This window comes from Bifidobacterium sp. ESL0775 (assembly GCF_029395475.1).
Classification (GTDB): domain Bacteria; phylum Actinomycetota; class Actinomycetes; order Actinomycetales; family Bifidobacteriaceae; genus Bifidobacterium.
In genome coordinates, this window is the sequence record NZ_CP113917.1 from 772,968 (window position 1) to 799,652 (window position 26,685).

Consider the following 26,685-nt stretch of genomic DNA (forward strand, 5'->3'; position numbering starts at 1 on the left):
CGGTTTTATGTGCTGCTCAGCGTCGAACCTCGATAACGCGATAGCCCTTGGAACTCGCATATTTCATAACGGAGAAATCGTCGCCGAGTTGGGCGGAAAGCCACTTGATCAGCGAATCGCTGCCAAGGTTCTTCTGCACGACCAAGTAGGCGTATCCACCGGTTTTAAGCCGTGGAAGCCAAGACATGAGTAACGTATGCAGCTCATCCTTGCCTATGCGGATAGGCGGGTTCGACCAAATGAGGTCGAAGGTCAAGTCCGCCGGTATGCCAGCGGCTTTTACCGCGTGAATACGTTCGCCGAGCCTAAGTTTTTCCGCATTGGTTTTCGTCAGTTCCAGCGCACGTTCATTGACGTCAAGCGCCCAGATGTCGGCTTTTGACGATTCCAAGCCCATCGCCAACGCAATGGGCCCCCAACCGCATCCGATGTCAAGAAAAGTCCCGCTTTCCGGCGCTTCCGGCGCGTGCCGCAGCAATACGGAAGTGCCTAGATCCAGCCGGTGCCCCGAAAACACTCCATTGGAGACCTCAACGTCCACATCATGCCCACGCAATGAAACGTGCAGATTCCGCCGCACGTCGCGCGAGGCCGGTTCGGCCGAAAAATACTGTTCCGAATGTGTCCCCTTGCCGTTATTCTCGCCCATATCGTCCATTCAATTCATCCCATCACGGCCCGTGGCCAGCGTTGATATCAGGCTATCAATACTATTCCCAGACCGGAACAGAAAGAATACGAAGATGGCCTCCGATTGTTTAAGTCAGAGGCCATCCATAAATGAAAGAGGATGCAGTTAGAAACACCCTATCGTCTAAAGAACACGTTCCTATAAAAGTCGTTGCGCACCGCCTTGCATATCAGGAACGTCAGCACGTCTTCAGCCGACGTATCTATTGTAACCGATATAATCGGACATGTCGAGAAACCTTCTCAGCCGAGGGCGGATTGACCGCGCGACAACAGTCGTGGCGACGAAGCCACGTTTTTGTGGCTATAGAAGAAAGGTGCGTGAAATGACGCACAAGTTAGATGGAGAGCCGCGAAGCGACTCGATTATGAAGTTCCTGATGGTGATGGTCATCGTCTTGTCAGCGAAAGTCGATGCGATGGTGGCCGATGTCATCTGTCTGGCTCTCGCGAGCTGGTCGATGTGGGAACATCATGTGACGAGCCGCGTGTAACGGCACACTCAGCCTCCCGCTGTAAAAGGTGGGAGGTCACCTAATCTTGATATACCTTAGATACAGAATACCGATTTACTGAAAAGGTTGACTTATTGGATACTGACGACGCGCGTAAGGACGAGCAACACGAGCAGGACGAGGTGTTGGGGCGGAAGTCTGACATCTTGCAGGAGCACACGGACGGTGCGGCTCCGGGGGCCGAGGAGTGGAGCGAGCGCGAGTCGCGCAACGAGCTCAAGCATGTCACTGGGCTTGGCGAGATGCAGGACGAGACGGACGTCGAATACCGCAAGGTTCGCCTCGAACGCGTCGTCTTGGTGGGGGTGTGGTCGAACGTCGACACCACCATCGAGCAGGCCGAGGAATCGTTGCGAGAGCTGGCGGCGCTCGCGCACACGGCTGGTGCCGTGGTCTGCGATGGTGTATTACAGCATCGTCTGAAGCCTGACGCCGCCACCTATGTCGGCCGTGGCAAGGCCAAGGAGATCGCAGGAATCGTCGCTCAATGCGAGGCCGACACCATCATCGTCGACGGCGATCTGGCCCCGAGCCAACGCCGTGCGCTCGAGGACGCCACCAAGGTCAAGGTGGTCGACCGCACCGCCGTCATCCTCGACATCTTCGCCCAACATGCCACCAGCCGCGAAGGCAAGGCGCAGGTGGAGCTGGCACAGCTGGAATACATGCTCCCGCGTCTTCGTGGTTGGGGTGGTTCGCTGTCCCGTCAGGCCGGTGGACAGGTCGCTGGCGTCAACGGCGGCATCGGCTCGCGTGGTCCCGGCGAGACGCAGATTGAGATGGATCGTCGTGTCATCCGCACCCGCATCGCCCGCCTCAAAAAGCAGATTCGCGCCATGGCACCGGCGCGTGCAGTCAAGCGCGGTTCCCGCCATCGTTACGGGCTGCCCACCGTCGCCGTGGTCGGCTATACGAACGCCGGCAAATCCTCGCTGGTCAACCGCCTGACCAATTCCGGCGAACTGGTCGGCAACGCGCTCTTCGCCACCCTCGACACTGCGGTTCGCCGTGCCAAAGCCGCCGACGGACGCCTTTACGCCTACGTCGATACGGTGGGTTTCGTGCGCCGTCTACCCACCCAGTTGGTCGAGGCGTTCAAATCCACTCTTGAGGAGATCGGCGAGGCCGATGTGATTCTTCACGTGGTCGACGCCTCCACCACCGACCCGTTCGCGCAGATCGAGGCGGTCAACGATGTGCTCGCCGGCATTGACGGCGTTTCGGACATCCCGCGCATCCTTGCCTTCAATAAGGCCGACCAGGTCGACCAAGGCACGCTGGATCGTCTGCATAACATCCGTCCCGACGCGCTCATCGTCTCCGCGGCCGATGAAAGCGGTATGGATGACCTGCGTGCCGCCGTCGAAAAGGCGTTGCCCGTCCCGTCGGTCCATGTCGAGGCGTTGCTGCCGTATACCGACGAGGCCGGCTCCCTGCTTTCCCGGGTGCGTGAATACGGCAAGGTGGAGAAAGAGGATTATCGCGCCGACGGTGTCGCGTTGCAGGCCGATGTCGACTCGCGTTTGGCGGCCCAGATGATGGACCAGGCCGTCGACTGAGCGATGCATACGCACCGTAGGATTTTGTTGTAATACGTGAAATTCTTGATGTGCGCTCTGAATAAAGCTGATGATAATAGACGGTTTTGGCCGTTTTCTCGCGTTCTATAGGCTTAAATGCAACAAAATCGAAAACGTGACGAATTTGCGGTTTTATGTTATGCCTCCTGATAAAATGAAATGAGTCACAAATTCCGTTTTGCTGCCGATTGGAGTTCGGCAGGGCGGTAACCGCCGGTACCGGGGACATGCGATTAGTCGCTCTCCAGTTGGGCCGGCAAGGTTTGTGGCGATCACAATGACGAGATGCTTGGCGTAGCCATATGGCCGCGTTGGGCATGCCCTCATGATTGTGCCAAGGAGGTTGTGCGTATGTCGGAATCGGTTCGGCGCGTCGAAAGCCTGCTTGCGAACACTGATTTTGAAAGGTCCAATACACATGGCCAATTCGATTAAACCCACCAAGCTTGCCATCATCGGAGCCGGGGCCGTCGGCTCCACGCTCGCCTTCGCCGCCGCCCAGCGTGGCGTCGCCCGCGACATCGTGCTCGAGGACATCAACAAGGAGCGCGTCGAGGCCGAAGTCCTCGATATGCAGCACGGCTCCAGCTTCTATCCCTCCGTCTCCATCGACGGATCCGACGATATCGAGATCTGCCGCGACGCCGATATGGTCGTCATCACCGCCGGTGCTCGTCAGAAGCCGGGCCAGACCAGGCTCGACCTTGCCAACGCGACAGTCAAGATGATGAAGTCCATCGTTCCCGGAGTCATCAAGGTCGCCCCGAACGCCATCTACATGCTCATCACCAACCCGGTCGACATCGTCACCTACGTGATGTTGAAGCTCTCCGGCCTGCCGGCCAACCAGATCTTCGGCTCCGGCACCAACCTTGACACCGCCCGCCTGCGCTTCCTCATCGGCCAGCAGACCGGCGTCAACGTCAAGAACGTGCACGCCTACATCGCCGGTGAACACGGCGATTCCGAAGTGCCGCTGTGGGCCTCCGCCACCATTGGTGGTGTCACCATGTGCGACTGGAAGGCGCTGCCCGGCCATGAGCCGCTCGACGCCGCCAAGCGCGAGGAGATCCACCAGGAAGTCAAGAACGCCGCCTACCGCATCATCAACGGCAAGGGCGCCACGAACTTCGCCATCGCCATGTCCGGCGTCGACATCATCGACGCGGTCCTGAACGATTCGAACCGTGTGCTGCCGGTCTCCTCGCTGCTGCAGGACTTCCACGGCATCTCCGACATCTGCATGTCCGTGCCTACCCTGGTCAACCGCTCCGGCGTCAACTCCCACATCAACACGCCGCTTTCCGATCATGAGCTCGCGCAGCTGCGCCGTTCGGCCGACACGTTGAAGGAGACCGTCTCCAAGTTCGGTTTCTGATCGATTGGTGCCTTGCCGTCATCGTTCTCGTTGCGTGTAGATGAATGCGATTTCAAGTATCGAATCGGCAATTGATGATTAGCAAATGATGTCAGGTGATTGGCATTTCTGGCTGTATGCCGTCTCCGCTCTCGAATGGAGTGGAGACGGCATACTTGTTTTGGGTGAGTGTGGAAGACACGATGTCAGCGGGTCGGTGTCCGTTCATCGAGACATGGCTTCTTGGGAAAACATGGATTGTGTATAGTATCTATAACTCACGCCAGAACGTCTACTTCCGATGTCGCGGTTCAACGATGTGCGCCTAGACGCTTTTACCAGGGGATAGGCGTGTTCGGATGGAAGTGAATGATGCTCAAGACCGTTATATTCGCGTTGTTGCCGATTCTCGTCACCATGCTGCTCGGCGCGTTCGCCGCCAAGCGTGGTGATTTCGACAGCACGGACAGCAGCAGGCTCATCAAGTTCGTGATGAACTACGCCCTGCCCATGCACGTCTTCGGCGGCATCTGGGCCACCAAGCGCAAGCTGATCGTCGAGGACATCCCGCTGGCCCTGTGGATGCTCGGCGCCATGCTTGTCTCCTATCTGCTGCTCTACTTCATCTATTGGAAGATCGTCAAGAACACGAGCGGGCTTTCCTCGTTGCGCGCCCTTTCGGTGGCCGACCCCTCGATTCCCTTCATCGGATCGGCGGTGCTGCCGCTCTTCTTCGACGAGACCATCAGCGCCATCGACATCGGCATCGCCAGCCTCATCATCAACGTGATTTTGGTGCCGTTCGTCTTCGAGGCGCTCGCCGCGGAGGTCAACAAGGAAGACGGCCCGAAGATCTCGGTCGGCAAGCGCTTGCTGAAAGGGCTCACCAAACCCTTGGTGTTGGCGGCGTTCCTTGGCTTTATTCTTTCGATCTGCGGCTGGTCGATGCCCAGCATCCTTGAACCCACATTCACCGTGCTCGGCAAATGCGCAGGCGGCGTGGCCATGTTCGCCACCGGCATCGTGCTCGCGACCCGCAAGATCTCCTTCAACCCGCAGGTCTGGATCACCGTGGGCCTGAAGAACATCGCCTACCCGGCCATCATCTGGGTGCTGATGGTCGCCACGGGCATGCCGAGCGTGTTGACGCGCATCGTCGTGATCACCATGGCGATCCCCACCGCCACATTGCCGACGAACCTGGCCATCGATTACGGCATCCACGAGTCGGAGATGGCATCGACGCAGTTCCTGAGCACCGTGCTCTCGTTTGTCACCCTGAGTTGTGCCATGCTGCTGCTTCAGTGATGGAAAACGTTGGTATTCTAGGATTTTCCTATGTTTCATATCGTATTGGTGAATATGAAAACAATTGTCGGTTTCGGTGTCAAGAAAACGTGAAGCGAACAATATTGTTTGACCTGTTTTCACTTTGGCTCTGAGCCGTAAAACCCAACTCCCGCATACGTTTTGGCGGGTATAGTGTCCTTCGTGGAGTGGTGCGTGCGACATGCGCCACACGGGAATATGAACCGCTGGAAGCGCGGACTGGCGAGATGATCGCTCGTCTGTCCGCCACGGCGTTGCAGGCAGTTGGGAGAAGGCATGGGTTCGCAAGCACAGGAATCTGCGACACCAAAGGGAAACGCGAATGGCCAGGGCAAGGCGAAGGAGCATCAGACCAGGCTCATGGTGACGTTGGGGCTCACCCTGACGATTTTCGTGGTCGAGGTTGCCGGAGCCGCCATCACCGGCTCATTGGCATTGCTGGTCGATTGCGCCCACATGCTCACCGACGTCGCGGTGCTCACCGCCTCCACAATCACGGCGGTGCTGATGCGCAGGAAACCCGACAAGGAGCGGACTTGGGGTTGGGCTCGGCTCGAGCCGATCACCGCCGGCTTGGGCGCCTTGATTCTGATGGCCGTGGGCGTCTATGCTTTGGTCGAGGCCGTGCTGCGCTTGGCTGGCGTCTCCGGCGAGGAGGTGCAGAGCGTGGGCATGCTGCTCGGGTTCGGCATCCTGGGCTTGGTCTTCAACGTCATTTCCGTGCTCGTGCTTTCCGGGCAGCACAAGGACAACATGAACATGCGCGCTGCGTTCTTGGAGACCATGAACGACGCGCTCGGCTCGTTCACCGTGGTGGTGTCGGCCGTTGTCATCATGACCACTGGCTGGCACGGCTTCGATGCGGTGGCGGGCGCGGTCATCGCGCTGCTCATTGTGCCCCGTGCGTTTGTGTTGATGAAGAACGCCATCAAGGTCCTGCTCGAGGAGACCCCGGACGGGCTTGATTTGGATGAGGTTCGCAAGCACATGAAAAGCGTCGACCACGTCATCGATGTCCACGATGTGCACGCCTCGACGGTGGCCACCGGCATGCCGATCCTGACGGCGCATGTCGTGGTGGAGCCCGGGCTTTCGATGGCGCAGGGCGCCGATATCCTGCACCAGCTGCACACCTGCCTGACCGACCATTTCTCGGTCTCGATTCCCCACACCACCTTCCAGCTCGAGCCGCGGGGCTTCAGCTCGGCGCAAAGCGAGAAAATCCATCGCTGAATGGGTGTTTTCCGGCGCTTCCCACAGATTGATGCTGGAAAACACCTAAAATAAAAGTTTAAATGCGTCTTTCCCAGCATAATAATCGTGGTTAGTGCTGGGAAAAACGCATTTTGGCCTTGTATTGTGGCATTCAGGTTATGTGTTGTATCAGTGCTTATCGGCCTGGATGGATTGGGTTCAGATCTTGCGCAACACGGTGACGACCTTGCCCATCACCTTGGCGTAGGTGCCGTCGATGGGGGAGTAGGACGGGTTGTGCGGCATCAACCACACATGGCCGTGGTCCTTCTGGAAGGTCTTGACCGTGGCCTCGCCATCGAGCAGCGCCGCCACGATGTCGCCGTTCTCCGCTGTCTCCTGTTCGCGGACCACCACGAAATCGCCGTCGCAGATGGCTGCGTCGATCATCGAGTCGCCATGGACCTCAAGCATGAAGAGGTTGCCGTTGCCGGTGAGCCGCTCCGGCAGGCGCATCACGTCTTCGACGTGCTGCTCGGCGGTGATGGGCGCGCCCGCGGCGATGCGGCCGACCAAGGGGATGTCGTGCGATTGCGCGATGGCCTCATCCATCTCCTCATCGGAGGCGAAGGGAAGAATCGTGGAGGTGCCGTCGTCGGCCATGTTGGGCTCGGCCTCCACCAATTCGATGGCACGGCCCTTGTTGGCGTTCATCCTGATGTAGCCCTTGTCTTCAAGGACCTCGAGCTGGTGCTTGACCGAAGACGGGCTCTTGAGCCCGGCCGCCTCACCTATTTCACGGAAGGAGGGCGCGAATCCGTAACGGGAGACGTGCCTGCGGACCGCATCTAGGACTTTCTCCTGGCGGTCCGTCAGCTGCTGCGAAGGCGTAGCCTGGGCGAAGTTGCCATGCGGGTTATGGATAGGTGGGAGGGTGCTCACGATGCTTCCTTTCGGCGTTTGACTTACAGCATAACCCATTTTCGCCGCAAAATCAAACAGATGTTCGATTTTGACTTGCTTTTTTCGAACAGGTGTGCCAATATAGAACAAACGTTCGTTAGTACAGATGTTCGAAGGAGTGCAGAAGATGAGTGGAAAAGCCAATAATGCAAAAGTCCGCAGCGCGGCCAAGCGTCGTCAGATTGCATTTCATCGCTTCGTCGCGGCGATGGTGCTGGCGGCGGTCGTCTTCTTCGGCTGGCAGATCGCCGCCCCGCATGTGGCGAACTCCGCGCAAGGCGACGTCAACGTCGTCAGCTACACGGTCCGCCCCGGGGACACCCTGTGGTCGTATGCCAAGAAGATCACCCCGGCCAACAAGAACGTGGGCGACACGGTCAACCAGTTGATCGATTTGAACCAGCTGGATTCCGCCCAGCTGAAGCCCGGACAGAGGATTGTCGTTCCTGAGCGGTAGTGGTCATTTTCGCGCCCTTTGGTTATGGTGTCAGTATGCATTGTCCTTTTTGCCAGAATAATGACACCAAAGTCGTGGATACGCGTATCAGCGAAGATGGTCATTCCATCCGTCGTCGCCGCGAGTGCCCGGAATGCGGTCGTCGGTTCACCACAGTGGAGACCACCATGCTTCTGGTCACCAAGCGGTCGGGCAACCTCGAGCCCTTCAATCGGCAGAAGGTCATCGATGGGGTGCGCAAGGCGTGCCAAGGCAGGCCGATTGAAGAGGACGCGCTGAAGCAACTGGGCCAGCAGGTCGAAGAGGACTTGCGCAGCCAAGGGCTTGCCCAGGTGAAGTCGGAGGATATCGGCAAGGCCATCTTGAGGCCGTTGCGCGAGCTTGATGAGGTCGCCTATCTGCGCTTCGCCAGTGTTTATCAGAATTTCAATGGACTCGATGATTTCCAAACTGCCATCGACAATCTTAAGCGCGACCAGGCCGCGAACAAGTAGTTTTGCTTGCTGAATGCTCGGACGTCAAGTCTGATTCCTAATCTGAGCATTCGCCAACAGATTGTTCCTCGTATGCATGGCGTTGATGAGATTGGTGCTTGCGCAGGATAAGCTCTGGCAGTGTTTTTATGCTTAGTAGTTATGGATCGGTAATTCACCTAAGCGTTTGCGATATTTTCCGGCTTTTATATGGTCAGCAACTGCCGGTCGGAAGGCGTCTGGACGATGACCAGACGTTGCGTCGGCCGGGTGATGGCCACATAAAGGTTCGCGGCACCGGAAAGCCGTGAGAGCGCGTCCTGCGCGATTGTTCCGGGCTCGGCGAGGATCACGGCGTCATATTCCAGTCCCTTGATCATCTGTGTATTGCAAACACTCAATGGCGCGTCGCTGAAGTTGTCCTCGGTTTCCTCGACATCGTCGCCTTGGCGGGTTTCGGTGGGGATGCCCATCATCGCCGAAGCCTGTTTTGCCCCGACTTTTTCGGTGAGGTGGCGGAAGAGGCTCTGGCGGATCGGCTTGACCAGTTCATCCGGCGCGATCACCGCGACGCGGCCGGTGCCGTCGGCGGCGATGAATTGTCTGGTCAGCTCAAAAGCCTCACGCTCGATGGTGTCTAAGAGGCCACTGGCGGATTCGTCGTTAGAGCTCACCCGTCGCACGGAATCGGTCATCGTACGCACGCCTTCGGTGGTGGAGACGTAGAGCCCCTCGTTTTCGGCGAAACGCGTCGCGAGCTGCGAGACCTCCTTGGGATTGCGGTAGTTGATGGTCAGCTCCTTCAGGTCCCAGCCATCGGCGCCGAAGAGCCGGTTCATGGTCTTCTCCCAGCGATGGGTGCCACCCAACGCCGAGGTCTGCGCCACATCGCCCACGATGGTGAAGGAACGCGAGGGGCAGCGCCGCATCAGCATGCGCCAATCCATCGCCGTGAGCTCCTGCGCCTCGTCGATGACGATGTGGCCGTAGGTCCATTCGCGGTCGGAGCCGGCGCGTTGCGCCACGGCCTCGGCGTCCAAGCCGTTGATGTTGTCCACCAGCATCGAGGAGGAGACGATGCCTGAGCCGATGCCGGCCTGGGCCAACGTGTCCTTGGCGAACTGCTCCTCCTCGTCGCGCTTGGCCTTCGCCGCGGCTTGAAGCGCGGTCACTTTCGGGTCCGGCCCGAGCAGTTCCATGGCCTCGTCAAGAAGCGGGATGTCGGAGACGGTGAGAGGAGAGTGCTTGGGCCTGGTCAGCGCCTTGATGTCGTCGTCGGAAAGCCAAGGCGCGAAACGTCTCAGCTGCGCGGGCTTGGCGAACATCTGGTCGATGAGCCACGAGGCGTTCATAGGCAGCCAGGCGAGGTTGAGGGCCTTGCGGATGTCGTCATGCATCTTTAGCTGCATGGCCACATCGGATATCTCCGACTGCTCGGGCGTGTAATCGAGATTGTCGACATACCGGTTGCGCATGGCGCTCAGCACGCTGCGCACGAAGGTCTCGCGCGCCTTGTTGTGCGGGGAACGCGTGCGCTTGGCGTCCTCGATCGCCTGCTGGATGTCGCCTCGTAGCATGCGCACGTCCATGCCGTTGATGCGCACGGTGGGCAGATGCTTGGGCACGCGTTCGCGCGCCGCGACTGCGTTGGCGATTGCGTTTGCCATGCGCGCCTCGCCTTTGAGCTTCGCCGCATACGGCTTGTCCATTCCCGCCGCGCTGAAGCCGGGAACCAGGTCGCCGATGGTGCGCGAGACCACGCCGGTCTCGCCCAATGACGGCAGCACCTGGTTGATGTAACGCAGGAAAGCGGAACTCGGCCCGATCACCAGCACGCCGGAGCGCTCGAGCCTGCGGCGGTGGGTGTAGAGCAGGTAGGCGGCGCGGTGCAGCGCCACGGCGGTTTTGCCGGTGCCGGGGCCGCCCTGCACCACGATCGCGCGGTCGAGTGGTGCGCGGATGATGCGGTCCTGCTCGCCTTGGATGGTGGCCACGATGTCGGTCATCTTGCCGGTGCGCTTGGAGTTGAGTGACGCGATCAGCGCGCCTTCGCCGGTCAGCGTGCCGGCCTGCTGGGCCTGCCCTACCTGCCCGGAATTGACGTCGAGCACCTCGTCTTCGATGCCGACCACCTTGCGGAAGCTCAACGTGATATGGCGACGCATGACAATGTCGCCGTGGTGGGAGGGCGTCGCCTCGTAGAACGGCCGTGCCGCCTCGGCGCGCCAGTCGGTCAGTATCGGCTCGTGGTTTTCGCTGGACAATCCCATGCGCCCGATGTAGCATTTCTCGCCTTTGTCGTTGTCGATGCGGCCGAAGACGAGCCGGTCCTCGACCCCGCGCAGCTGGGTGAGTCTGTCCTCATACATCGTGGCGAAGGAGTCGCGTTCGGTACGCATGGTGGGGGAGCCGTGGGCGCCGGCGGCACGGACGGTATCGAGGCGCTCGCGTGTCTGGGCTCTTAGGGAATCCAGTCTTCCGTAAGCGCGATCGACCGCGTGCTGTTCGTCGCCGATTTGTGAGGAGTAGCTCGACATGTATTACGTTCCCCTTTTATACGGATTGTTCTGATTCCGATTGCGTCTGAAAAACTCGAATTTACAATTCTAGCCCGCGCTCCCTATTTTCGCCGTCCTGATTGTGCTCTTGGGCGATGCTGAAATTCTCAAGGCGAGACGGGCTGCGTCAACAAGACGTCAAATTGTCTTTCTAACTCGTCATTGCCTAGTCATTATTGACAGCTAAATGATGAAGAAACGTCGCAATACAGATTTTTTTCAAGAAAGTGCAAGGTTTTTACGTTTTCGTGGGGAAGAATGGGGATTAGTGGGGTAAAGTGGTGAACTAGTTGGAAGACTTGTAGATTTTCGAGATTCATGCAAGGGGGTGGCAGATGATCGGACGCAATGAAAACCCAAGCGAAAACGGGGCATTTGCCGCCTCGCCGAACCTTTCGACGCAAGCGATGGACGCCGGCCAAACACCCCAATCTGATGGCGCCATCCCTGCCATGGCTCAGCCTGAACCGCTGCTGCTCGGCACCTACACCCCGAAAATCGACAAAAAGGGTCGCATGGCGTTGCCCGCCAAGATGCGCGCCCAGCTGGGAACGGGCATGGTGATGGCCCGTGGCCAGGAAAAATGCGTCTATCTGCTGCCGCAAACGCAATTCCGTCGTATAGCGGCGCGAATCCAGCGTGCCTCCATGGGCGACAAGGCGACCAGAAGCTACCTGCGTGTCTTCCTTTCCGGAGCCGTCGAGGGCGAACCGGACAAGCAGGGTCGCGTGCTGGTGCCCCAGAATTTGCGTAGCTACGCCGGATTGGGCGACGACATCGTGGTCATCGGCGTGGGTACCCGCGCCGAGATCTGGAACAAGGAATCGTGGGATGCATATCTCGCGGCCCAGGAGGAAGGCTATTCCGACATAGCCGATGATGTATTGCCGGCGATGGAGTGGTGATGGCAGAACTCGCGAACATTCATCAGCCAGTGCTTTTGCCGGAGTGCGTGGACTTGGTCACCCCGGCGTTGCAACACCCCGATGCCGTTGTCGTCGATTGCACGCTCGGCCTTGCCGGTCACGCCCTCGCGTTCCTCAAAGCCTCTCCCCAGGCCCGTCTCATCGGCATCGACCGCGACGAAGAGGCCCTGGGCATGGCCGCCGAACGCATGGAAGAGGCCGGTTTTCAAAACCGGTTCACCCCGGTGCACGCCGCGTTCGATGAATTCAGTGACGTGCTCGACGATCTGAAACTGCGTCGCGTCGACGCGGCTTTCATGGACCTGGGGCTTTCCAGCCTGCAGATCGACGAGACCGACCGCGGTTTCTCCTACTCGCACGACGCCCCGCTCGACATGCGGATGGACACCACCCAAAGCCTCGACGCCGCGCAGATTTTGGCGCAATACTCAGAAGGCGACCTGGTCCGCATTTTCCGTGAATACGGCCAGGAACGGTTCTCCAAGCCCATAGCCCGTGCCATCGTCCGTCAGCGCGAGACCGAGCCGTTCAAGACCTCACGTCAGCTCGACGAGCTGGTCGATCGCGTCGTGCCTAAATCCCATCGCGCCAAAGGCAACCCGGCCAAACGCGTCTTCCAGGCGTTGCGCATCGAGGTCAACGGTGAGCTTGACAAGCTCAAGCGCACCTTGCCACAGATCGCCAACCATCTGGAGCTCGACGGCAGGCTGGTGGTCGAGTCCTACCATTCGCTGGAGGACCGCGCCGTCAAGACGTTCATGGCCCAAGGCCTCACTGTCGACGCTCCGGCAGATCTGCCGGTGGTTCCCGCCGACGCCCAGCCCTTTTTCAAGGAGCTCACTCGGGGCGCGATCAAGGCCGACGAGGCCGAGATCGCGCGCAATTCGCGTTCGGCACCGGTGCGTCTGCGTGGCGTCGAACTTTCCCGCGAGCTGCCGCGGCGCTGGCGCAACCGTTTCGAGAAGGACGCCGAAGAGGAACCAGAATCATTGGAGCACATTCATGGCGGAAACAGGCATGATGTGCATGACAAAAAGCGTAATGAAGACAACCATAAGGAAAGGAGGGCATGATGGCAAGCACCGCAGCGGCAAGATCCGTCCGTTCCCACGTCGCCCCCGCCGGCCGTGAGGACGACAACCACGCGATCTCCTCACGCCCCCGATTCCAGGTCGTCACCGGCGGCAAGGCAGGCAAGGACAAAGGCCAGGACCGCGCCGCCTTTGGCATCTTCAGCCATATCAAAACGGTTTCGGTGGTGCATATCATCGTCGCCGTCGTCTTCCTTTTCGCGGCGTTGCTGGGCTCTCTGGCCCTGCGCACGCAAATGGTGCAGAATTCCTTCGAACAGGCGCAGATACAGACGAACATCAGCAAGCTGAACCAGGACGTCGAGGACGACCAGGCCCAGCTCGACGGCTTGCAGGCCAGCCTGCCCGACCGCGCCCAGAAGATGGGCATGGTGCCCCAGCAGGGCCCGCTTTCCATTGATTTGCAAGGCTACCAAGCGCCGAGCCAACCGAACCAGCAAAGTCAACCAACCCAACCGACCAATCCGACGACAAAAACCACAAGCAAGGGCCAGTGACATGCGCACACCTGCCGACAACGCCAAAGCCAAGCAATTCGTGTCACGGTGCACCGTCATCGCCACGGTGCTCGCGCTCGTCTTCGTCGTCTGCTTCGGCCAATTGGCCAACATCCAGCTGTTGAACGGGCGCTCCATGGCCGAGGCCGCCACCGCGGGCCGCACGCTTAAGGTGCCGGTGCACGCGATGCGTGGCAAGATCCTCGACGTCAACGGCGCGGTGCTCGTGCAAAGCGTGGAACGCTACACCATCATCGGTGACCCCGAGGCCGCGCAAGCCTACGAGCCGATCTGCAGCAAACAGGTCACCGACAACTGCACGCAGCCGAAAAGCAAGGGCGGCCAGACGCTCGGCGTGATCGGGGCGGCCCGCGTGGCGAGGATGATCGCCCCGATACTGGGCATGGACGCCATGGAGCTCGGCGGCAAGCTCGCGGGCCCCGGACGCTATGTCGTGCTCAAGAAGGATGTGGAGCCGGCGGCAAAACGCAAGCTCGACAAGCTCGATCTCGGCGGCATCGTCTATGGCGAGCTTTCGCAGAACCGCGTCTATTCCGATGGCGCGCTGTTGGGCGCCTTCCTCGGAGGCGTGGACGCCAAGGTCAACGGCGCCTCGGGCATGGAGCAGGTCGAGAATAAGGCGCTTTCCGGAACCGACGGCTACAAGATCTACCAGCAGGGCAACAACGGGGTGGAGATCCCCGGCACGTTGACCGACGCCAAACCGGCGCAGAACGGCAGCGACGTCAAACTGACCATTGACGCTGACGTGGACTGGTTCGTCAAGAAGGTCCTGACCGATGGCAAGGCGCAATATAAGGCCGATTGGGCCGTTGCCTGCGTGATAGACGCGCAGACCCACCAGGTCATCGCCCTCGACGATTCGGACGACATCCAGGCCGGCAGCGACCAGGCCAAGCTCAACGTCTCCCGCGCCGTCTCCGAGACCTTCGAGCCCGGCTCGATTGGCAAGACGTTTTCGATGGCGGGCCTGATGCAACATGGCATCCACCAGATGGGCGACCGGTTCCAGGTGCCCGACCACTTCACCAAAGACAACCAGCTTTTCCACGATTCCGATCCGCACCCGGTCTCGAACTGGACGTTGGCGGGCATCCTCGCGGAGTCTTCGAACGTCGGCATGGTGATGGCCTCCGACAATTACCAGGACCAGGACCGCTACGACATGCTCACCAAGTTCGGCATCGGGCAGCCCACCGGCCTGAACCTTCCGGGCGAATCGCGCGGCACGCTCACCAATCCCAAGGCTTGGGACAGGCGCACCCGCGACACGATTCTCTTCGGCCAGGGTTACGCCACCAACGCGTTGCAGCTGACCAACGCCATCGCCACCGTGGCCGACGGCGGCGTGTACCGCAGGCCGTCCATCGTCGCCTCGCGGACCGACTCCGACGGCCATGTCATCGCCCAGCCGCAGGACCAGGGCACGCGCATCCTCGACCCGAACGTCGACGCGCAGCTGATGAACGCCATGGAATCCGCGGCCGACCATTACCAGAACACGGTGGGGATCAACGGCTATCGCATCGCGGGCAAGTCCGGCACGGCGCAGGTGGCTGGGCCTGGTGGCGGCCTCAACGGCATCATCGGCGACTGGACGGGCATTCTTCCCGCCGACAACCCGCGTTTCGTGGTCACCGTGGCGATGAAGAACCCGCAGGGCATGTACGGCGGCATCACCAGCGGCGCGCTGTTCAAGCAAATCGGTGAATTCCTTATGCAGAAGTACGAAGTCCCCGCCTCCGCCCCGCGCAACGGTGCTATTCCTGTGTCATGGTGAGGGCGGTATGCGGCAGAATCAGATGGCGGCGTTTGTATTACACGTCGTCAAGCAGAAGGGCTTGAGGCTATGAGTGCGGTAAGCGAATCGATTTCACGGCGTGTGACCTTGGGCTACATCGCCAGCCATTACGGATTCGAGCTCGAGCCACGTTTCGCCGATGGCGTCACGGTGACCTCCGTGGCCGACACGCCCGATTCGGTGCGTCCCGGCGCGTTGTATGTCCTGCGCGACGACGAGGAGCCGTCATGGCTTTCGGTGGCCGTCAGCCGTGGTGCTTACGCCGTGCTTGTGCCGCCTTCAATGGCGGCTTCGGCGCGATCCGCGGGTGTTCCGGCTTTGCTGGCCACACCCGACAAAGCCACTCTTGGCGCTTTGGCCGCCGACATCGCGGGCACGCCGGCCAACACGATGGCCGTGTTCGTGGTCTGTGGTGTTGAAGACGATGAGATCCAGGCCGACGTGGTGCGCGTGGCCGATTTCCTGCACATGCTCGGCAATCCGGTCGGCATCGTCAGCGCCTCCGGTTCGAGTTCCTTGGAACGCGAATTGGACATGTCCTATCCGTTGGGGATCCTCGATATCCAGCACCTGCTCGCTGTCTGCTCGGAGGACGGGGCTGCGGCGATGGTCATTTCGGCAGACAGCCAGACTTTGCGTCCCGGCGCGCTCGAAGGCGTCAACGTGGATGTGCTGGGAACCATCGAACAGCTTGACCGTGGCGGAAGCCAACGGGCGTTCAAGGAGACCCGGCAACGCTACGGTTTTTCGATCGACGAGCAGAAGCGTCTGGTCACCTGCACCGAGGAATCCGGGTGGTTGGCCGGCCAGGCCTCGGCCTCCCGCGATCTTCAGAGTCAACGCAGGCTTTCGCTGGCGATTGCGATGGCGATGGACGCCGGCGTGCGGCGCAGCAATATCCGCAACGCCCTGCGCGTCTCGAAGGAGATGCGGTGAGGCATTCCTTTTCTGATTTCTTTCTGATTTCTTTCTGATTTTGATTTGACTATCGATTATTGATTATTGCTTGAAGGTGTAGTCCTGAGGTTGTGGCCTTGGACAAACGGTGATGAAGGAGCGCATACGTTGGATGACAACAAAACCGAGGCGCAGGGTGATGCCGGCATGATGATGCCGATGACGGTCGATGAGATCGCCAAGGCCGTCAGCGGACGTTTGGTCGCCGGCCCTTCCGGTGATACCTGCGCCGAGCCGGTGGCCACCTCGACGGTGAGCGATTCCCGCCAGATCCGTGTGGGATCGGTATTCGTTGCCATCCCAGGCGAGCGTGTGGACGGCCATGATTTCGTCGCCGGTGCCGCAGGCCTTGGGGCGGTGGCGGCCGTGGTCGACCACGTCGTCGATGGCGCGGACGACATCGCGCAGATCGTGGTGGATGACACCGTGCAGGCGCTGGGTCGTCTGGCGCGCCATAACATCGTCCGCAGGCGCGAGTTGGGTACGGATTTCTCCGTCATCGGCATCACCGGTTCCGTCGGCAAGACGACCACCAAGGACCTGTTGCGGTTCCTGATGACGCAGCTCGGCGAGACTGTCGCGCCGGTCGGTTCGTTCAACAACGAGATAGGACTGCCGCTGACGGCGCTGAAAGTGGGGGAGGGCACCCGGTTCTTCGTCGCGGAGATGGGCGCCAACCATGTCGGTGAGATCGCGGGGCTCACGCGAATCGTGCCTCCCGACCTGGCCGTGGTCTTGAAGGTGGGTGTCGCGCATCTGGGCGAGTTCGGCTCGGTGGAGCGCATTGCGCAAGCGAAAAGCGAGATCGTGCAAGGCCTGGTGCCTGGTGGCGTCGCCGTGCTGAACGCCGATGACAAGCGTGTCGCGGCGATGACGAAATTCGCGCCTGGTGAGGTGCTCTGGTTCGGTTTGAACGGTGATGCTCAGCCGGAAGCCGCGAGAATGAGCGCCCTTGATGTCACCGTCGATGCCTTGGACCGCCCGAGCTTCACCATGGTGGCTCCCAGTGGTGAAAAGGCCCAGGTCCATCTGGGCATCGGAGGAGCCCACAATGTCATCAATGCCCTCGCCGCGGCCACCGTGGCCTCGTATTTCGGCATGCCGCTTACGGACATCGCCGTGGGGCTTGGCGAGGTGGAGCACATCAGCCCGCATCGCATGGCCGTCTCGTCCGTGGTTTTGGACGAAGGCGCGGCCCCGTTCACGCTTATCGACGATTCCTTCAACGCGAACCCCGATTCCATGAGGGCCGGGTTGGATGGACTCGCCCGCTGGGAGGTGCCGGATGGCCCCGAAGGTCAAAAGGCCCAGGATTCCAACGAAAACCAGCCAAAGCCATACCGTGTGGCCGTCTTGGGGGCGATGCTCGAGCTTGGGGGCGACGAGCTCAAGCTGCATCGGCAGACCGGCGCCTACGCCGCCTCGCTGGGCCTTGATGAGATCATCACCGTGGGCAACGAAACCGACCGGCATTTCGACGAGCTGGCGTCGGCTCTGTCGCAAGGGGCCCGTGGTCAGGAAGATGAAGACAGGAACGGCGACACTCCCGTTGCTGCCGCCGACGGTTCCGACAAGCCGTCGCGTACCCCCGTCGTGGTGCAATGGGTACATAGTGCCGATCAGGCCGAGCGCTTGGTCGCCGAAACCGCCCGTCGGCATCAAAACACCGTCGTGCTGCTCAAAGGTTCGCATCTTTCCGGGCTTTCCACCCTGGCGGAACGTTGGGCGCACGCGCGAAAGCAACAGCGTACAGAAGTGGAGCCGAAACATTGATTTCCCTCATCATCGGCATCGTCGTCTCCCTGGTGGTCACGATGGTCGGCACCCCGGTCATGATCAGGGTGGTGCACCGGTTGCACTATGGCCAGTACATCCGGCAGGACGGCCCGCAATCGCATCTCTTGAAGCGCGGCACGGCCACGATGGGTGGTGTGGTCATCATCTTCGCCGTGCTGTTCGGTTGGGGCGCCTCAGCACTCTACCGCGGCTTGACCGGCGGGCAAAGTGTCTCGTGGTCCGCGGTTTTGGTGCTGTTCGCCATGGTCTCCATGGGGGCCTTGGGCTTCATCGATGATTTCGCCAAAGTGCGCAAGAAGCAGAACACGGGCCTGAGCGTTGGCGGCAAGTTCTTCGGCCAGTTCGTCTTCGCCACCATCTACGCCGTCCTCGCGTTGCTGATTCCCACCAAATCCGGGTTCCCCTCCGCGCAGGCGGGCATGAGCTTCATCGAGCACCCGTTCTTCAGCTTCGAGTTCGCGGGCAAGGCCGTTGCCATCGTCATTTTCGTGATCTGGGTCAATTTCCTGATGATCGCGTGGACCAACGCCGTCAACCTGACCGACGGGCTCGACGGCCTGGCCACCGGCTCCTCGATGATCTCCTTGGCTGGCTACACCATCATCGCGTTCTGGGAAAGCTACCATGTCAAGGGCGGCCCCAAACCCGGCTATGCCTACGCCGTCTCCGATCCGCTGGATCTGACCATCATCGCCGCCTGCGCCGCCGTGGCCTGCTTCGGCTTCCTCTGGTACAATTCCAACCCCGCCACCATCTTCATGGGCGACACCGGCTCGCTGGCCTTGGGTGGGCTTTTCGCCGCGCTTTCCATCGCCACGCACACCGAATTCCTCGCCGTGATCATCGGCGGGCTTTACGTCATTGAGGCGATGAGCGACGTCATCCAGGTCGGATGTTTCAAACTCACCCACAAGCGCGTCTTCAAGATGGCGCCGATCCACCATCATTTCGAGCTGATGGGGTGGAGCGAGCAGAAGGTCGTCGTGCGTTTCTGGATGATCGAATTCATGTTCGTGCTGATCGGGCTCATGATCTTCTACACCGATTGGGCCTCGCGCACCGGTCTTCTGGTCTAGGCAAGGTTTCGCATTGAACGGTTTCGCGGGCTTACAAGGAAAGGTTGCTGGCAGATGAAGGCGACGACGGATTCAGGTTTCTCCCATATTCACCGCGGGGACGTCGGCGGCGCCTCGCCACGTTTCGATTTGAGCGGCAAAACCGTGCTGGTGGCAGGACTCGGGGTTTCGGGCCTTGGCGCCGTCGAAGCGCTTAAAGGCCGCGCCGGCCGCGTGGTGAGCGTCGACGAGAAGAAGCCGGAGGCCGACCTCGATTCATTCGCCGACATCGATTGGGACGGCGTTGACATCGTGGTCGCCTCACCCGTTTTCAATCCCCGCACGCCGTTCATCCTTGAGGCCCAAAGCCGTCATGTCCCGGTCATCAGCGAAGTCGAGTTGGCTTGGCTGCTGCGCGTGCCCGCCGAGCATTCCGCCTCGCACAAGCCCGCGCCATGGATTGGCATCACCGGTACCAACGGCAAGACCTCGACCACGCAAATGGTCTGTGCCATGCTCACCCATTGCGGCATGGACGCCCCGGCCGTCGGCAACATCGGCAAATCCGTCAGCCTCGCCGCCGTCGACCCGAAGCACGACGCGCTGTGCGTGGAGCTCAGCAGCTTCCAGATGCATTTCACCGATTCGCTTGAGCTTGATTGCGCCGCCATCACCAACATCGCCGCCGACCACCTTGACTGGCATGGCGGCATGGCCAACTACGCGGCCGACAAATCCAAGGTCTTCCGCAACGCCCAACGCGTGTTGGTGTTCAACGCCGATGACGCACGGGTCTCCGACCTCGCCGAGGCCGCGCAGACCGGGCCGGAATGTCGTAAGATCGGATTCACGCTCAACGCCCCACAGCCCGGCCAGATTGGCGTATCCGACGGCTGGATCGTCGATGCCAGCGGCTTGGCAGGCGCCCCGGCCGGCGAGATGAACGCGTTGGCCAAAGTCACCGAATTCTCCCACCTTTGCGAGCCGGACGGCACGGTCTACCCGCATCTGCTGGCCGATTCCATCACCGCGCTGGCCTTGGCGATGGGCCTGGGAGCCGACCCCGGCCATTGCCTCGACGCCCTGCGCTCCTTCGCGCCGGGAGGCCACCGCATCCAGACCGTCGCCACCGCGCACTTGAAGGACGGTGGCACCGTGCGCTTCGTCGATGATTCCAAGGCCACCAACGCCCATGCGGCCCACGCCTCCCTGTCCAGCTACAAGCCCAAATCCGTGGTCTGGATTGCGGGCGGACTGGCCAAAGGCGGCCATTTCGAGGATCTGGTCGTCAACCAGGCCAAAACCATCAAGGCCGCCGTCATCATCGGCGTCGACCAACAGCCCATGCTCGAAGCCTTCAAAGCCAGCGCTCCAGACATTCCGCTGACGATTATCGACCCGAACGACAAGGCTAACGTGATGGCCCGTGCCGTCGAAGCCGCCGGTCACTATGCGACGGACGGTGACGTGGTGCTGATGGCGCCCGCCTGTGCCTCGATGGACCAGTTCGCCTCGTACGCCGACCGCGGCGCGCGGTTCGCTGATGCCGCCCGCCAGTGGGTGCGTGCCCATGGCTAGACGCGTGTATGACAATGAAAACGGAAAGCGGGCGAAAAAACGAGGTGACTCCGGCATAAGCCGCGTGGGCCTGGTGGGCAAGGCCGTGAAATCACGCGTTTCCAAACGGGAGAAAAAAGACAAGGCAAGTGGTGGGAAAGCAAGATCGCGCCTTGACGTTTTCTACAGAAGGGCCTCGCCGTCCTCCTCAGCGTCGCAGCCCGTGGCGGCCGATTCGTCGGACACCCTCGACATGCCCGACTATACCGGCATCCGCGCGTTGATGAACCCGCTGTGGTGCTACTACGGCTTCCGGATCGCCGTCGTCGCGCTGACCTGCTTCGGTGTCGTCATGGTGTTCTCGGCCTCATCGGTCACCATGATCGCCGCCAAGCTTTCGCCTTGGAAGCAGGCGCTGAGTCAAGGATTGTATTGCATCATCGGCCTCGTCGTCTGCCTGGTGGCGATGCGGGTGCGTTCCGAAACCTATCGGAAAATCTCGTTCTGGTTTGTGGTCTTTTCCATCGCCCTGCAGCTGCTGACGATGACGCCTCTGGGCGTGGAGGTCAATGGTAACAAGGGCTGGGTCGGCATACGCAACGTCTTCACCATGCAGCCGGCGGAGGTCATGAAGCTGGCGCTGTGCATGTGGATGCCATGGGCCATTTCCGCCGCCGCGAGACACTATAAGGCCGAAGGATTCAAGGCCTATCTGCCCGCTGTTTTCGTCTTCCTCGCCTGCCTGGGCGCGGTCATGCTCGGCGGCGACCTCGGCACCGCGCTCATCCTGGTGGCGATCGGCGTCACCGCCATGCTCGTCGGTGGATTCCCCACCAAATGGCTGATTGGCTCGGGTCTGGTCTTGGTGGCGGCGGTCGTCCTGTTCGTCATCACCAGCCCCAACCGCATGTTGAGGATCACGGCGGCCTACCGCCCCTGCCCGGTTTCGGCACTGCAAGGCGAATGCTACCAGTCCATGCACGCCAAATACGCCATGGCCTCCGGCGGTTTCTTTGGTGTCGGCATTGGCAACAGCCGCGAGAAATGGAATTACCTGCCCGAGGCGCACAATGATTTCATCTTCGCCATCATCGGCGAGGAGACCGGCTTCATCGGCGCCGCGGCCGTCATCATCCTTTTCGCCATCCTCGCCTGGTGCATGTTCGCCATCGCCTTGCAGACCCCCGACAAATACGCCTCGCGTGTGCTGATCTGCATCGCCATCTGGATCGTCGGCCAGGCCTTGGTCAACATCATGGTGGTCATCGGCCTGCTTCCGGTGATGGGCGTGCCGTTGCCGTTCGTCTCGGCCGGAGGCTCCAGCCTGGTCATGTGCCTCTTCGCGGCAGGCGTGGCCACCAGTATGATGAAGATGCAGCCGCAGATCCAGGCCAATGTCGCGTCATTGAGCGTCTGAGATCACGCACGCAAGGCGTGCACAAGTTGTAGTGCAAACGAGGAAGAGAATATGAAGCATATCGTATTGGCCGGAGGCGGTACCGCCGGGCATGTGAACCCGTTGCTGAGCGTCGCCGCAGCCATCAAACGCGCGGATTCGCAGGCCGCGGTCAGCGTTATCGGCACCGATGTCGGCCTCGAGAAGGATCTGGTGCCGCAGGCCGGTTTCGAGCTCGACACCATCGCCAAGGTGCCTTTCCCGCGTCGGCCCAACATGCAGGCGCTGCGTTTCCCGTCCCGTTGGAAGCGCGAGCAGCGCAAGGTCCGTGAAATCCTCGAGCATCGTCAGGCCGACGTGGTGGTGGGCTTTGGCGGCTACGTCTCCGCTCCCGTTTACACGGTGGCGCATTCCATGGGACTTCCCATCGTCATTCACGAGCAGAACGCCCGGGCCGGGATGGCCAACAAGCTTGGCGCCCGCTGGGCCACCTTCATCGGCACCGCCTACGACGACACGGGTTTGAAGGCCCGCGATGGCGCGGAAATCCGCCGTGTCGGTTTGCCGTTGCGTCCGGTGATGGCGGATCTGTGCGAAAAACTCGAGCGGGACAAGGCTTCAGCTCGACAAGTCGCCGCCCGCCAGCTGGGCATCGACCCGAAGCGTCTGTTGATGGTGGTCACCGGTGGCTCATTGGGCGCGGTGAGCCTTAACGAGGCGGTCAGCGACGCCGCGGCGGAGCTTCTGAAAACCACGCAGGTCATCCATCTGACGGGAAGAACGAAAAGCGCGGAGGTGCGTGAGCGTGTCGCCAAAAGCGCGGGCGAGCAGGTGCTGACCGACCTTGACCCAGCGCATGCCGGCCACGGCGACTACCACGTCGCGGAATATCTGGAGCGCATCGACCTGGCGTTCGCCGCCGCGGATCTGGTGGTCTGCCGTTCCGGGGCGGGCACCGTCAGCGAACTGGCCGCCATCGGCATGCCCGCGGTCTATGTGCCGCTGCCCATCGGCAACGGCGAGCAACGCTTTAACGCCCAGCCGGTCGTCCAGGCCGGAGGCGGGCTGATGGTCGCCGACGATGATTTCACGCCGGATTGGGTGCGAGGGCATGTTCCGGCGCTTCTGGCCGATGCCGAACGCCTTGAGGCCATGGGTCACAAGGCTTACGGCTATGGCATACGCGATGCGGCCGAGACGATGGCCACGGTGGTGCTCGATTTGGCGGACGGCCAATAACATGGCATTGTAATACGTCCGTCTGTGCCGATGAACTGGCTTTGGATTCCGTGTTCGGTTTGTCTTTGCTACGCCGCATGTCATTCGTTGTCTGGCGTGTCAATTGCAAGTAGTCTGCGTGGGTTTGGCGTTCCGGCTTCGTGTGGCCCCGATATCGGGTATAACGGTCATCAAATAGTGCTTTCATCGCAACGCAAACGTCCAAGGAGCGTATCGTGCAGTCATCAACCAGCTCTGAACCCATCGTGCTTGATCCGACGGCGGCCGCGTTCGGCCCGTCGGACACCGTGGCGTCGCTCGGACACACGCATTTCATCGGCATCGGGGGCGCGGGCATGAGCGTGCTCGCCGAGATGCTCCACGAGGAAGGCGTCGAGGTCTCGGGCTCCGACCGCGAGGCCAACGCTAAAACGGACCGGTTGACTTCGCTGGGCGTCAAAGTGTATTACGGACAGCGTGCGCAAAACGTCGAAGGCGCGCGGACCGTCGTCTATTCCAGCGCCATCAAACCCGACAATCCAGAGATCGTGGCGGCCGCAAGAGCTGGAGCTCGTATCGTCCACCGCAGCGACATCCTCGCGTTGCTGATGGCGAGCAAACGCGCCGTCAGCGTCGCCGGCGCGCATGGCAAGACCACCACCAGCTCGCTGATCGCGCATATCCTCGTCAACGCGGGAGCCGAGGCCGATAAGAGCAGCCAGGTTGAGGCGAACGGGGAATCCGGGACATCCGCCAAACTGGCCGACCCGAGCTATGCCATCGGCGGGTCGATTCAAGGCCCTGACGGTGTCGCGATCGACGGAGGCCATGCCGGGCGCGGGGATGTCCTCGTTGCCGAGGCCGACGAATCCGACGGCAGCTTCGAGAAATACCGTCCGCTCGTCGCGTTGATCACCAACGCCGAGGCCGACCATCTCGACCATTATGGTGACGCCGAGCACTATCAGCGGGCGTTCGTGCAATATGCCGGCCACGCCAAGGGCCATGTGGTCATGTCCATCGACGACAAGGGGGCACAGGCCATCGTGCGTGCGCTGCCTGCCGAGGTGGCTGCGAAGACCATCTGCTATACCACCAATCCAACCGATGATATCGCCCAAATCGTCGGCTCAAATAATACGAAAACCGGTAATGCCGGCGGCCCGCAGCTTATCCGTATCCTGTCGGAACAGGAAAGCGCAGGGGACGGCACGGAACGGTTCACCATCGAATTTCCCGCTGGGTTCGCCGGATATGACAAAGTTCGTCGCGTCCCCGTCAAGCTTGGTATCCCCGGCATTCACAACGCACGCAACGCAGCCGCCGCGATCATCACCACGACACTGTTGGGCATGGACCCGGCGCTCGCCGCACGCGCGGCCTCCACGTTCAAAGGCGCCTCGCGTCGCTTCGAGGTCAACGGCGTGGAAAATGGTGTGACGGTGGTCGACGATTACGCCCACCATCCCACCGAGATCGCCGCGTTGCTCGACGCCGCGCGTCGTCGGTACCCCGATTCCACCATCCGCGTGCTCTTCCAGCCCCACCTCTTCAGCCGCACCAAGTTCTTCACCGATCGTTTCGCCGCGGCGCTGGCCAAGGCCGATGATGTCGTCATCGCGCCGATCTACCCCGCCCGTGAACGGCAAGAGGATTTCCCTTCCGTCACCTCACAGGTCATCGTGGACGCCGCCCACGGTTTGGCGCACGAGCCGGTCGAGGGGTGGATCTCGGCTTCGAAGGATCTTCAGGAAGGTGCTGAGACCTTGGTCACCCATACTCAGCCGGGTGACGTCCTCATCACCGTAGGGGCAGGAGATGTCACCACGATGGATGACATCATGCTCGCCATGCTCAAGGCCAGAGCGAAAGAGTCGTGCTGATGGCCGGACGACGCATCGCCAGCGGTGGCGGCAGGAGTGGCAAGGCAGGCAGGAACAATTCCCGCCGCGCCTCCGCCGGTTCCACCGCGCCAAACGAGGTGGAAGCCGAAGTCAATGACTTCGGCGTGCCCACAAGGAAGCATACGGGAGACCACGGCTCCGTCTCCCGGACTTCGGCGTCAGGACGGAGGCGGTCATCGCGTGGTGATGCCGCCAATGGTGACTCGCCCCGCCAACCGCGCTCGATAAAGTCGGAATCCACCGGTTCCGGTGACGGGCAACATGGGAAAAATGGCGGGAGAGAACAATCCTCGTCGACGCGTTCGGCCTCGTCGTCCGCTGGCGCGTCTTCCAAAACCAAGACGTCGCGCAACGGCAAATCCGTAAGCGTTTCCCGTGCTCGCCGTTCCAAGCGCCGGTACGGGATAGACGAACCGCTGACGGACGGCGGGAACGCGGATTCCCCAAGATCGGTGCGGTCGGCCCGCTCCGGTGGTGCGGCGACCAAAAGCGCGCCCGGCGGCTTCGTCGACGCGCGGCGGTTGCAGGACGAGGATCTCATCGGCGAGACGTTGGAGCAGACCACCGGCCCGCTCGGTGTCGCCGCGCGTCCGAAAGTCATCGATTTCGACGCTCGTCTCAAAGAACGTCGTCGGATCAGCGCTTGGAAGGTGACGACCCGGGTCTTGGTGGCATTGATGATTGTGGCCGCCATCGTGGCCATGGCCTGGATACTGTTCTTCTCGCCCCTTTTCCGGCTTGACGCGCGTCAGATCGCGGTCTCCGGGGAAAACGAGTGGGTCGGTAAGGCCCAGATCGTCTCCATCGCCGACAAGCAGGCCGGCAAATCGTTGCTCTTGGTGTCTTCTGGGGACGTCGAGCAGGAGCTCAAAGGCATTCCTGGTGTCTCCCATGCCAAGGTCGACAAAGTCTATCCTAAAGGACTGAAAGTCAGCATCACAGCGCAGGAGCCAGCAGCGATGCTCAAGACCCCCGATAACAGCGAGACGGCCGTGGATGGTTACGGGCGTGTGCTCAACAAGGTCGGTAATGTCTCCGCCCAAGGCATCCCCGTCATCGAGGTGGACGACGTGCAGAACAGCCTGCATGACCGTTCCGTCCAGCAGGCGCTCAAGGTGCTGAATCTCCTGCCGCATGACATGCGCGCCTCGATCACCAAGGTCACCGCGAAAACGCAGGATTCCATCACCACCGAACTCAACGGTGGACAACGGGTCATCGTCTGGGGCGACGCCTCCGACATGAAGCTCAAGAAGGCCGTGGTCGACAAGATCATCAACGACCCCACCAAAATCGGCGACAAGCACCAGGTCGACGTCTCGGCCCCGCTGCGCCCGATCATCAAGTGA

22 protein-coding genes are annotated in these 26,685 nt (G+C 61.0%); 19 read left to right on the forward strand and 3 right to left on the reverse strand.

From position 1 onward, the window contains the following. Window positions 1-16 precede the first annotated feature (16 nt). Window positions 17-649, reverse strand: a complete 633-nt coding sequence (locus tag OZX73_RS02625) for a methyltransferase (protein WP_277150411.1) — start codon at window positions 647-649, stop codon at window positions 17-19. Window positions 650-1,016: 367 nt separating this feature from the next. Between OZX73_RS02625 and OZX73_RS02630 the strand changes: the two genes are divergently transcribed. From OZX73_RS02630 to OZX73_RS02650, 5 genes are all read left to right on the forward strand, one after another. Next, entirely contained in the window at window positions 1,017-1,184 is a 168-nt protein-coding gene (locus OZX73_RS02630) for a hypothetical protein (protein ID WP_277150413.1), read from the forward strand. 143 nt (window positions 1,185-1,327) lie between these two features. Beyond that, on the forward strand, window positions 1,328-2,764 hold the full coding sequence (gene hflX / locus OZX73_RS02635) for a GTPase HflX (RefSeq protein WP_277150894.1): 1,437 nt from the start codon (window positions 1,328-1,330) through the stop codon (window positions 2,762-2,764). A 439-nt stretch (window positions 2,765-3,203) separates the two neighbouring features. Continuing rightward, window positions 3,204-4,163 (forward strand): L-lactate dehydrogenase, encoded by a 960-nt coding sequence (locus OZX73_RS02640; protein WP_277150415.1) that lies wholly within the window; start codon window positions 3,204-3,206, stop codon window positions 4,161-4,163. 348 nt (window positions 4,164-4,511) lie between these two features. Further along, window positions 4,512-5,450, forward strand: a complete 939-nt coding sequence (locus OZX73_RS02645) for an AEC family transporter (protein WP_277150418.1) — start codon at window positions 4,512-4,514, stop codon at window positions 5,448-5,450. A 381-nt stretch (window positions 5,451-5,831) separates the two neighbouring features. After that, on the forward strand, window positions 5,832-6,704 hold the full coding sequence (locus OZX73_RS02650; protein WP_277150895.1) for a cation diffusion facilitator family transporter: 873 nt from the start codon (window positions 5,832-5,834) through the stop codon (window positions 6,702-6,704). Window positions 6,705-6,884: 180 nt separating this feature from the next. Here OZX73_RS02650 and lexA read toward each other — a convergent pair whose 3' ends face one another. Next, window positions 6,885-7,646, reverse strand: a complete 762-nt coding sequence (gene lexA, locus OZX73_RS02655; RefSeq protein WP_277150420.1) for a transcriptional repressor LexA — start codon at window positions 7,644-7,646, stop codon at window positions 6,885-6,887. A gap of 109 nt (window positions 7,647-7,755) precedes the next feature. Between lexA and OZX73_RS02660 the strand changes: the two genes are divergently transcribed. Beyond that, complete coding sequence (locus OZX73_RS02660) at window positions 7,756-8,085, forward strand: LysM peptidoglycan-binding domain-containing protein (RefSeq protein WP_277150422.1); 330 nt, start codon at window positions 7,756-7,758, stop codon at window positions 8,083-8,085. 35 nt (window positions 8,086-8,120) lie between these two features. Further along, window positions 8,121-8,579, forward strand: a complete 459-nt coding sequence (gene nrdR, locus OZX73_RS02665; RefSeq protein ID WP_277150424.1) for a transcriptional regulator NrdR — start codon at window positions 8,121-8,123, stop codon at window positions 8,577-8,579. Between the two features lie 185 nt (window positions 8,580-8,764). Here nrdR and OZX73_RS02670 read toward each other — a convergent pair whose 3' ends face one another. Beyond that, the gene (locus tag OZX73_RS02670; protein WP_277150426.1) at window positions 8,765-11,095 is read right to left on the reverse strand and encodes an AAA family ATPase; all 2,331 of its coding nucleotides are present in this window, start codon (window positions 11,093-11,095) and stop codon (window positions 8,765-8,767) included. Window positions 11,096-11,523: 428 nt separating this feature from the next. Between OZX73_RS02670 and mraZ the strand changes: the two genes are divergently transcribed. The 12 genes from mraZ to OZX73_RS02730 all read left to right on the forward strand — a co-directional run bounded on the left by mraZ (window position 11,524) and on the right by OZX73_RS02730 (window position 26,685). Next, the gene (gene mraZ, locus OZX73_RS02675; RefSeq protein ID WP_277150896.1) at window positions 11,524-12,021 is read left to right on the forward strand and encodes a division/cell wall cluster transcriptional repressor MraZ; all 498 of its coding nucleotides are present in this window, start codon (window positions 11,524-11,526) and stop codon (window positions 12,019-12,021) included. Then, on the forward strand, window positions 12,021-13,115 hold the full coding sequence (rsmH, locus tag OZX73_RS02680; RefSeq protein ID WP_277150428.1) for a 16S rRNA (cytosine(1402)-N(4))-methyltransferase RsmH: 1,095 nt from the start codon (window positions 12,021-12,023) through the stop codon (window positions 13,113-13,115). The genes mraZ and rsmH overlap by 1 nt, the downstream gene beginning before the upstream one ends. Beyond that, a complete protein-coding gene (locus OZX73_RS02685) occupies window positions 13,112-13,630 on the forward strand; it encodes a hypothetical protein (RefSeq protein ID WP_348519461.1) in 519 nt (172 codons plus the stop codon). Before rsmH ends, OZX73_RS02685 begins: the two co-directional genes overlap by 4 nt. Window position 13,631: 1 nt before the next feature. Next, window positions 13,632-15,431 carry a penicillin-binding protein 2 gene (locus OZX73_RS02690; RefSeq protein WP_277150431.1) on the forward strand — a complete coding sequence of 600 codons (1,800 nt, stop codon included), beginning with the start codon at window positions 13,632-13,634 and terminating at the stop codon, window positions 15,429-15,431. A 69-nt stretch (window positions 15,432-15,500) separates the two neighbouring features. Then, complete coding sequence (locus OZX73_RS02695; RefSeq protein ID WP_277150434.1) at window positions 15,501-16,388, forward strand: UDP-N-acetylmuramyl peptide synthase; 888 nt, start codon at window positions 15,501-15,503, stop codon at window positions 16,386-16,388. Window positions 16,389-16,559: 171 nt separating this feature from the next. Then, the gene (gene murF, locus OZX73_RS02700) at window positions 16,560-18,182 is read left to right on the forward strand and encodes a UDP-N-acetylmuramoyl-tripeptide--D-alanyl-D-alanine ligase (protein ID WP_277150898.1); all 1,623 of its coding nucleotides are present in this window, start codon (window positions 16,560-16,562) and stop codon (window positions 18,180-18,182) included. After that, window positions 18,179-19,282 (forward strand): phospho-N-acetylmuramoyl-pentapeptide-transferase, encoded by a 1,104-nt coding sequence (gene mraY / locus OZX73_RS02705; RefSeq protein ID WP_277150436.1) that lies wholly within the window; start codon window positions 18,179-18,181, stop codon window positions 19,280-19,282. Before murF ends, mraY begins: the two co-directional genes overlap by 4 nt. Window positions 19,283-19,336: 54 nt before the next feature. Further along, a complete protein-coding gene (gene murD / locus OZX73_RS02710; RefSeq protein WP_277150439.1) occupies window positions 19,337-20,839 on the forward strand; it encodes a UDP-N-acetylmuramoyl-L-alanine--D-glutamate ligase in 1,503 nt (500 codons plus the stop codon). A gap of 232 nt (window positions 20,840-21,071) precedes the next feature. Beyond that, window positions 21,072-22,235 (forward strand): putative lipid II flippase FtsW, encoded by a 1,164-nt coding sequence (ftsW, locus tag OZX73_RS02715; protein ID WP_277150899.1) that lies wholly within the window; start codon window positions 21,072-21,074, stop codon window positions 22,233-22,235. A gap of 51 nt (window positions 22,236-22,286) precedes the next feature. Next, window positions 22,287-23,453, forward strand: a complete 1,167-nt coding sequence (locus OZX73_RS02720; protein WP_277150441.1) for a UDP-N-acetylglucosamine--N-acetylmuramyl-(pentapeptide) pyrophosphoryl-undecaprenol N-acetylglucosamine transferase — start codon at window positions 22,287-22,289, stop codon at window positions 23,451-23,453. A gap of 212 nt (window positions 23,454-23,665) precedes the next feature. Continuing rightward, the gene (gene murC / locus OZX73_RS02725) at window positions 23,666-25,315 is read left to right on the forward strand and encodes a UDP-N-acetylmuramate--L-alanine ligase (RefSeq protein ID WP_277150900.1); all 1,650 of its coding nucleotides are present in this window, start codon (window positions 23,666-23,668) and stop codon (window positions 25,313-25,315) included. Further along, window positions 25,315-26,685 carry an FtsQ-type POTRA domain-containing protein gene (locus OZX73_RS02730; RefSeq protein WP_348519462.1) on the forward strand — a complete coding sequence of 457 codons (1,371 nt, stop codon included), beginning with the start codon at window positions 25,315-25,317 and terminating at the stop codon, window positions 26,683-26,685. Before murC ends, OZX73_RS02730 begins: the two co-directional genes overlap by 1 nt.